Origin of the sequence: Amycolatopsis decaplanina DSM 44594 (genome assembly GCF_000342005.1) — a bacterium.
GTDB classification, from domain to species: Bacteria; Actinomycetota; Actinomycetes; order Mycobacteriales; family Pseudonocardiaceae; genus Amycolatopsis; species Amycolatopsis decaplanina.
On record NZ_AOHO01000072.1, the window covers coordinates 69,037 to 78,261 of the forward strand.

4 protein-coding genes are annotated in these 9,225 nt (G+C 68.4%); 3 read left to right on the top strand and 1 reads right to left on the bottom strand.

From position 1 onward, the window contains the following. Positions 1-152 precede the first annotated feature (152 nt). On the top strand, positions 153-3,875 hold the full coding sequence (locus H074_RS30105) for an ABC transporter ATP-binding protein (protein ID WP_420805400.1): 3,723 nt from the start codon (positions 153-155) through the stop codon (positions 3,873-3,875). Between the two features lie 295 nt (positions 3,876-4,170). Continuing rightward, positions 4,171-4,740 carry a DUF4291 domain-containing protein gene (locus tag H074_RS30110; protein WP_007033857.1) on the top strand — a complete coding sequence of 190 codons (570 nt, stop codon included), beginning with the start codon at positions 4,171-4,173 and terminating at the stop codon, positions 4,738-4,740. Here H074_RS30110 and H074_RS30115 read toward each other — a convergent pair. Beyond that, positions 4,737-5,003: a hypothetical protein gene (locus H074_RS30115; RefSeq protein ID WP_007033858.1), complete on the bottom strand. Its 267-nt coding sequence runs from the start codon at positions 5,001-5,003 to the stop codon at positions 4,737-4,739. The two genes, H074_RS30110 and H074_RS30115, sit on opposite strands and share 4 nt — an antisense overlap. A 373-nt stretch (positions 5,004-5,376) precedes the next feature. Here H074_RS30115 and H074_RS30120 point away from each other — a divergent pair, with 373 nt between their 5' ends. Then, a complete protein-coding gene (locus H074_RS30120) occupies positions 5,377-9,117 on the top strand; it encodes a multifunctional oxoglutarate decarboxylase/oxoglutarate dehydrogenase thiamine pyrophosphate-binding subunit/dihydrolipoyllysine-residue succinyltransferase subunit (RefSeq protein WP_083920524.1) in 3,741 nt (1,246 codons plus the stop codon). Positions 9,118-9,225: the final 108 nt, after the last annotated feature.

Here is a 9,225-nt window from a genome sequence, read left to right on the forward strand (position 1 = left end):
GGGCGCGCGACGGCTGAAGTCTCCGTCGGGCGCGGGGCGCCCTTGGGGAGACCGTTCGGTGGCGTCGACGTGGGTCACCTCCCCGCCGGACTTGGGTCACTTCCCTGCCGGAACCGGCCGATCCTGTCGGTGGAGCCGCATAGGCTGGCGGGGTGACCACTGCTCCACCTCGTCCGCGTCAAACCAGTCAGGCTCGTGAGAAGGCCCCGGTACCCACCGGAGGCTGGATCCGTCGCCTGGCCGCTTCGTGCTGGAAACACCCTTGGCTGGTCGTGCTCTCGCTGGGCGCGGCGATCATCGGCGTCGGGCTGCAGGCCGCCGGTCCGCTGCTGATCCGCGAGGCGCTGGACGACGCCGTCGCGGGCGACACCTCCCGCCTCGGCCTGCTCGCCGCCGTGATGGCGGCGCTGCAGGTGCTGACCTTCGGCAACGCCTTCGCCCGCCGGTACGTCGGCGGGCGGCTGGCCCTCGACGTCCAGCACGATCTGCGCCGCCAGGTGTTCAACGCGGTCTCCCGGCTCGACGGCGGCAAGCAGGACGCGCTGCGCACCGGGCAGGTCGCCTCCCGGGCGATCTCGGATCTGCAGCTGGTCACGTCGGTCTTGATGCAGGTGCCGCTTTCGGCGGGGTCGGTGATCTTCGCACTGCTGTCCCTCGGCGCGATGCTGTGGATGTCGCCCACGCTGACCCTGATCGCGATGGTGGTCGCCCCGGCGATCGCGATCATCATGGCGGTGAGCCGGAAACGGCTCTTCCCCGCGACATGGGCGGCCCAGCAGCGCGCGGCCGACGTCGCGCAGCAGGTCGAGGAGACCGTCACCGGCGTACGCGTCGTGAAGGGCTTCGGACAGGAAGCGCGCGAAGTCGCGAAGCTGGAGAAGACGGCGAGGCAGCTCTTCGCCGAACGCATGCGCGCGGCCCGGCTGTCCTCACTGCCCACGGCGACGACGGCGGCGCTTCCCGCGGCGGGTCAGGTCGCGGTCCTGGCGGTCGGTGGCATCCTCGCGTTGAAGGGTGAGGTCAGCCTCGGCACCTTCCTGGCGTTCGCGACCTATCTGTCCATCCTGATCGGCCCGGCACGGATGATCTCGAGCCTCGTCGTGCAGGCCCAGCTGACCAGGGCGGGCGCGGAACGGGTCAACGAACTGATCGACGCTCAGCCGGACGTCGTCGACAGCCCGGACGCGCGGCCGCTGCCCGAAGGCCCCCTCGGCGTCCGGCTGGAGGACGTCACCTTCGGCTACACGCGATCGGATCCCGTGCTCGACGGTCTCACCCTGGAAGCCCGGCCGGGTGAAACACTCGCGCTGGTCGGCACGGCTGGTTCGGGCAAGTCGACGATCTCCTTGCTGCTGCCCCGCTTCTACGACGTGCACAGCGGTTCGGTCCAGGTCGGCGACCTGGACGTCCGCGACGTCCGTCAGCGCGACCTGCGCAGCGTGATCGGAGTGGTCTTCGAGGAGGCGTTCCTCTTCTCCTCGTCGGTGCGCGACAACATCGCCTACGGCAGGCCGGACGCGAGCGACGAAGAGATCCGCGCTGCCGCGCGGGCGGCGGAGGCGGACGAGTTCATCCAGCGCCTCCCCGAGGGCTACGACACGCTCGTCGGCGAGCGCGGCCTCACACTCTCGGGCGGTCAGCGTCAGCGTCTCGGCCTGGCCAGGGCGCTGATGACCGACCCGCGCGTCCTGGTCCTCGACGACGCGACGTCCGCCATCGACACGGTCACCGAAGCGGCGATCCACGACACGCTGCGCTCGGTCACCGCGAGCCGCACGACCCTGCTGATCGCGCACCGCCGCTCCACCCTCGCCCTCGCCGACCGGATCGCCGTACTCGACAAGGGCCGCGTCGTCGACGTCGGCACCGAGGAGGAACTGCTGGCGCGCTGCGCGCTGTTCCGCGAACTCGTCGCGGGGCCGGGTGACGACGTCGAGGAACCGCATCGCTGTGAAGGTCTCGACTGCGGTCCCGCGGGAATCACCCCCGCCCTGTGGCCGGAGCAGGACAAGGCCGACGAACTGGCGGGCGAGCGGAAGGGCACCGGCGGCGAGTGGGACGTCAACCTGCCGCCGAGTGAGGAGCTCATCGAAGGCGTCCGGAAACTGCCGCCCGCGACGGACGTCCCGCGCCTGCCGGGCACCGACGTCACCGCGCCCGAACCGAAGTTCCGCCTCGGCCGGTTGCTGAAACCGGTACGCGGCCCGCTCGCCGTGGTGATCGGCCTGGTCGCCGCGGACGCGCTGGCCACCATCGCGATGCCCGCGCTGTACCAGCACGGCATCGACAACGGCGTGCGCGCCGGAGCGGAGGCGGTGATCTGGCTGGCCGCCGGGATCGGCGCGCTGGTGATCCTCGCGGACTGGCTGGTGGTCTACCTCCAGACGAGGATGACGGCGCGGGTCGGCGAGACGGTGCTGTATTCGCTGCGCGTACGCAGTTACGCGCATCTGCAACGGCTCGGGCTCGACTTCTACGAACGTGAACTGTCCGGGAAGATCATGACCCGGATGACGACCGACGTCGACGCGCTCTCGACGTTCCTGCAAACCGGTGTCGCCCAGGCCGTGGTGAGCGCGCTGACCCTGGTCGGGATCGCGGCGGCCTTGATGGTCACCGACATCGGGCTGGCGGCGTACGCGCTCGCGGTGCTGCCGATCCTCGTGGTCGCGACGGTGATCTTCCGCCGGGCGTCGTCCAAGGCGTACACCGAAGCCCGGGAACGGGTCAGCGTCGTCAACGCGGACATGCAGGAGAACGTGAACGGGCTGCGGGTCGCGCAGGCGTACACGCGCGAGGAGCGCACAGCGGAGAAGTTCGCTTCCCGAAGTGACGAATACCGGCGCTCGCGGCTGCGCGCCCAACGCTATGTCGCGACGTATTTCCCCTTCGCGGCAATGCTTTCCGGACTGGCCGAGGTCGTCGTGCTGATCGTCGGCGCGAACCGGGTCGCGGCGGGCACGCTGTCCGCCGGTGTTCTGGTGGCGTTCCTGTTGTATCTGGGCCAGTTCTTCTCGCCGATCCAGCAACTGTCGTCAGTGTTCGACGGTTACCAGCAGGCGCGGGTCGGCCTGTCGCGCATCGGCGACCTCCTGCGCACGCCGACTTCCGTTCCGCAGGCGGAAAAACCGGTCGCGGTCCCGGAGCGACTGCGGGGCGAGGTCTCCTTCAAGGACGTCGATTTCGCTTACACCGCAACGGACGAGCCCGCCCTGTCGCAGCTTTCGCTGGACGTCGCGCCCGGGGAGACCGTCGCCTTGGTCGGGGCGACGGGTGCCGGGAAATCGACGGCGGTGAAGCTCGTCGCGCGCTTCTACGACGCGACAGGCGGTGTGGTCCGGATCGACGGAACCGACATCCGCGAGTACGACCTGGCCGCCCTGCGCACGCGGATGGGCGTGGTACCGCAGGAAGCGCACCTGTTCTCGGGAACCGTCGCGGACAATGTGCGCTACGGCAGGCCTTCCGCGACGGACGCGGAGGTCGAGGAAGCGGTCCGGTCCGTCGGCGCGCTCGACGGTGTCGCCGCGCTCCCTGCCGGTTTCCACCAGCCCGTCGGTGAACGCGGACGGTCTCTTTCGGCCGGGCAACGGCAACTCGTCGCCCTCGCCCGCGCCGAACTCGTGGACCCGGACGTCCTCCTGCTCGACGAGGCGACCGCGGCCCTCGATCCGTCCACCGAAGCCGCCGTCCTGCGCGCGACGGAACAACTCGCGCGCCGCCGCACGACTTTCGTGGTCGCGCACCGCCTCGCCACGGCCGCCAAGGCGGACCGGATCGTGGTGCTGGACCACGGCCGGATCATCGAACAGGGCACGCACGCGGAACTGGTCGCGGCGGACGGCCACTACGCGCGTCTGTGGTCCCTGGGCTGAGCGGGTCGTGAGTGGCGATTCGGGTTAGAGCCCAAGGTGCGCGAAGGCGTAACTCGCGTGATCAGGAACGGGACTCGCGTGATCAAACGGCGAACACGGTGAACGTCCTCTGATCACGCGAGTTCCGTCTCTGATCACGCGTGATCGCCGCCTGATCACGCGAGATCGCCATCTCGCCCGAACACGGCACCTTCGACCTTCTCCTCAAGAGAACCGTCCCAGCCACTCACGACCCAGGCGGGCAAGGGAATTTCGGTCGCGCGCGAACACCCACACCTGTCACGCTGCACGGGAAATGAAAGAAGAGATCCCGGCGCGGCAGATCCGCGCCATTCATACCGAAACCACGATCCGCGTCTATCAGGCGTACTCGCCGCCCATCGCCCACGCCGCCCTCAAGGCGGGCACTTTCGCGCCGCCGTTCAAACGCGAACGCATGACCTGGATCAAGCCGTCTTTCCTCTGGATGGCCTACCGCTGCGGCTGGGCCGCCAAGCCCGGCCAAGAGCGCGTACTCGCCCTCGACATCACTCGCGAGGGTTTCGCCTGGGCGCTCGAACACGCGGCGCTCAGCCATTACGACCCCGACGTCCACCCCGACCGGGAGACGTGGCAACACGAGGTCAAGAACAGCCCGGTCCGCATCCAGTGGGATCCGGAACGCGACATCCGGCTCGGTGCCCTGAAGCACCGCTCGCTCCAGATGGGGTTGAGCGACGAGGCCGTCGATCGCTATGTCGACAAATGGATCACGGCGGTCACCGACGTCACCCCGGTCATGCGCGAGATCGGCTCCCTGGTCGCGGCGAACCGCATCGAAGACGCCGAAGCGCTGCTACCCGCGGAGCGCCCGTACCCCGGCTAAGACCGCCACTTGAGGCCGCTCATCCCGGCGACCTCGAGGTCCTGAGCCGAAGCCCACCGGAAAGTCCCCGGGCGGACGTGGACCCCGGCCGTCACCGCCCAGTCCGGTTCGTCGGGCTCGACGTGCTCCATCTCCTGGAAATCGGCGAGCGTCGGCCAGACCGCCGAGCACGAGTCGCACATCAGCACGACCTTGCCGGACTCGGTGACCAGCGGGCGCACGCGCCCCTCGTCCCAGAACGACGGGCACTCGTCCAGCCACATGGGCCGCCACCACCTCGCGGGCGATCGGCGGCCGGCACGACACCGGCCGCATCCTCCACCCAGCGAAGCGTCCCGACGTGAACTCCAGGCTGTCCGGGCACGACGACCCAGCCAACCTTTACCGACGAAACAGTGATCTGACCTGCACGGACGGTGAAAACGGCAGCAAAGGTCCCTTGCTCCCCCGAACGACAGGGGGCCGGGTGGACGAGTGGCATATTTTCGGTCTCTTGATCGAGACAGTGACCCATCACCTAGTGCGCCACGCCTCACACAGGCCAGTTCCATCACACGGCTGCGACCGAGGGGGTTAGCCTGGTAGGCGCATCAGCGGTGTTCAAGATCTCGAGACGGATAGAGGCGAGTCCAAGCCGTGTCCAGCAGCAGCCCTGCGTCACAATTCGGCCCCAACGAGTGGGTCGTCGAGGAAATGTACGACCAGTTCCTCGCCGACCCCAGCTCAGTCGATGCCGCCTGGCACGACTTCTTCGCGGACTTCAAGCCAACGCAGGACGCGCAGACGAAGGCTGACGGCGCTCGTCAGACCTCTGCGGAGACCGCGAAGGAGGGCGCGAGCACCAACGGCCAGGCCGCCAAGCCGACGCCGCAGACGGTCCGCAACGCCGAGTCCACCGCGAAGCAGACTGCCCCGGCGAAGGCTGCGCCGAAGACGGCCCCGAAGACCGAGGCGAAGGCGGCGGCGCCCAAGGCCGGGCCCAAGACGCCCCCCGCGCAGGCTCCCGCCAAGCCCGCCGAGAAGGACGCCGAGCCGGAGTCGAAGCAGCTCCGCGGCGCCGCGGCGGCGATCGCGAAGAACATGGACGCCTCGCTGTCGGTGCCGACGGCCACGAGTGTGCGCGCCGTTCCCGCGAAGCTGATGGCGGACAACCGCATCGTCATCAACAACCACCTCAAGCGCACGCGCGGCGGGAAGATCTCGTTCACGCACCTCATCGGTTACGCGATGGTCCGGGCGCTGAAGAACTTCCCGAACATGAACCGGCACTACCAGCTGATCGACGGGAAGCCGTTCGCGGTCACGCCGGAGCACGTGAACTTCGGTCTCGCGATCGATATGAAGGGCAAGGAAGGCGCCCGCACGCTCGTCGTGGCCTCCATCAAGGCCACCGAGAACATGACCTTCATGCAGTTCTGGCAGGCGTATGAGGAGATCGTCAAGAAGGCCCGCAACGGCAAGCTGACCGCCGACGACTTCTCCGGCACCACGATCTCGCTGACCAACCCCGGCGGTATCGGCACCAACCACTCGGTGCCGCGGCTGCAGGCGGGCCAGGGCGCGATCATCGGCGTCGGCGCCATGCAGTACCCGGCGCACTTCGAGGGCACCAGCGAGAAGGCACTGGTCGACCTCGGCGTGTCGAAGATCATGACGCTGACCTCGACCTATGACCACCGCATCATCCAGGGCGCGGAGTCCGGCGAGTTCCTCAAGCGCATCCACGAGCTGCTGCTGGGCGAGGACGGCTTCTACGACGACGTCTTCACCAGCCTGCGCCTGCCGTACGAGCCGATCCGCTGGGTCGCCGACATCCCGGACGGCCCGGTCGACAAGACCGCGCGCGTGATCGAGCTGATCGACGCCTTCCGTATGCGCGGTCACCTGATGGCCGACACCGACCCGCTGAACTACCGGCAGCGCAGCCACGCCGACCTCGACGTCCTTTCCCACGGCCTGACCCTGTGGGACCTGGACCGCGAGTTCCCGGTCGGCGGCTTCGCCGGCCAGGAGCGGATGAAGCTGCGCGACATCCTCGGCGTGCTGCGCAACTCCTACTGCCGCACCGTCGGCATCGAGTACACGCACATCCTCGACCCCGAGGAGCGGCGCTGGATCCAGGACCGCGTCGAGATCCCGCACGAGAAGCCGGACCCCGCGGTCCAGAAGTACGTGCTCTCGAAGCTCAACGCCGCGGAGGCGTTCGAGACCTTCCTGCAGACCAAGTACGTCGGCCAGAAGCGGTTCTCCCTCGAAGGCGGCGAGACGGCGATCCCGCTGCTGGACACGCTGCTGGACAAGGCCGCCGAGCACGAACTCGACGAGGTCGTCATCGGCATGCCGCACCGCGGCCGCCTGAACGTGCTCGCGAACATCGTCGGCAAGCCGATCGCGCAGATCTTCCAGGAGTTCGAGGGCAACCTCGACCCCGGCCAGGCGCACGGTTCCGGCGACGTGAAGTACCACCTCGGCGCCGAGGGCAAGTACTTCCGCATGTTCGGCGACGGCGAGACCAAGGTGTCGCTGACCGCGAACCCGTCGCACCTGGAGACCGTCGACCCGGTGCTCGAGGGCATCGTCCGCGCGAAGCAGGACATCCTCGACAAGGGCGACAGCGACACAGGGGGCTTCACTGTGTTGCCCGTCCTGATGCACGGTGACGCGGCCTTCGCGGGCCAGGGTGTCGTGGCCGAGACCCTGAACCTGGCGCTGCTGCGCGGCTACCGCACCGGCGGCACCGTGCACGTCATCGTCAACAACCAGGTCGGCTTCACCACCGCGCCCGAGCACTCGCGTTCGAGCCAGTACGCCACCGACGTCGCGAAGATGATCGGTTCCCCGATCTTCCACGTGAACGGTGACGACCCCGAGGCCGCGCACTGGGTGGCCAAGCTGGCCGTCGACTACCGCCAGGCGTTCCACAAGGACGTCGTGATCGACCTGATCTGCTACCGCCGCCGCGGCCACAACGAGGGCGACGACCCTTCGATGACGCAGCCGGCGATGTACGACATCATCGACACGAAGCGTTCGGTCCGGAAGACCTACACCGAATCGCTGATCGGCCGCGGCGACATCTCCGTCGAAGAGGCCGAGGCCGCGTTGCGCGACTTCTCCAGCCAGCTGGAGCACGTGTTCAACGAGGTCCGCGAGCTGGAGAAGCACCCGGCGAAGGCCAGCCCCTCGGTCGAGGAGGAGCAGCAGGTCCCCGCCAAGGTGCCCACCGCGACCACCACCGAAGTCATCGAGCACATCGGTGACGCGTTCCTCAACGTGCCCGAAGGCTTCACCCCGCCCCCGCGGGTCAAGCCGGTCATGGAACGCCGCCACAAGATGTCCCGCGAAGGCGGCATCGACTGGGCGTTCGGCGAACTGCTCGCCTTCGGCTCGCTGGCCATGGAAGGCAGGCTCGTCCGGCTGTCCGGCCAGGACTCCCGCCGCGGCACCTTCACCCAGCGCCACTCGGTGCTGATCGACCGCAAGACCGGCCAGGAGTACTCACCGCTGCAGAATCTGGCCGACGGCCAGGGCCGTGTGATGATCTACGACTCGGCGCTGTCCGAGTACGCGGCGGTCGGCTTCGAGTACGGCTACTCCGTGGCCAACTCCGAAGCACTGGTCATGTGGGAAGCGCAGTTCGGTGACTTCGTCAACGGCGCGCAGACCGTCATCGACGAGTACATCTCTTCCGGCGAGGCCAAATGGGGCCAGCTCTCCGACGTCGTGCTGCTGCTGCCGCACGGCCACGAAGGCCAGGGCCCGGACCACACCTCCGGCCGCATCGAGCGCTTCCTCTCCCTCTGCGCCGAAGGCTCGATGACCGTCGCGGTGCCGTCCACCCCGGCGAACTACTTCCACCTGCTCCGCCGCCACGCCCTCGACGGGGTCAACCGGCCGCTGGTGGTCTTCACCCCCAAGTCGATGCTGCGCAACAAGGCGGCGACCTCGGCGGTCGAGGACTTCACCGGCCAGACGAAGTTCATGTCGGTCATCGACGACGCCGCCGTCGACCCGTCGAAGGTGCGCAAGGTCCTGCTGACCTCGGGCAAGCTGTACTGGGAGCTGGTGGCCGAGCGGGCGAAGCGCGAGGCGAACGACATCGCGATCGTGCGCGTCGAGCAGTACTACCCGCTGCCGAAGAAGAAGCTGCTGGCGGCGCTCGAGCGCTACAACGGCGCTCCTGCGGTCTGGGTCCAGGAGGAGCCGGAGAACCAGGGTGCGTGGCCGTTCTTCGGCCTGAACCTGCCGCGGAAGCTCCCGGAGGTGTTCTCCAGCCTGGACGTCGTGTCGCGCCGTCCGATGGCGGCCCCGTCGGCCGGTTCGTCCAAGGTGCACGAGGTCGAGCAGAAGGCGCTGATCGCGCGGGCCTTCGACTGATCGCCTGAAGAAGTACGCGAAGGCCCCCTTCCCGCTGGGCGGGTTCTAGCGATCCCCGCAACACCCTGGATTTCGGGGGTTGCGGGGATCGTGGGTTTTGAGGAGTTG

Coding starts and splice junctions, on each gene's coding strand:
- H074_RS30110 (WP_007033857.1), top strand. CDS start 4,171: ATGAAAGAAGAGATCCCGGCGCGGCAGATCCGCGCCATTCATACCGAA.
- H074_RS30115 (WP_007033858.1), bottom strand. CDS start 5,003: ATGTGGCTGGACGAGTGCCCGTCGTTCTGGGACGAGGGGCGCGTGCGC.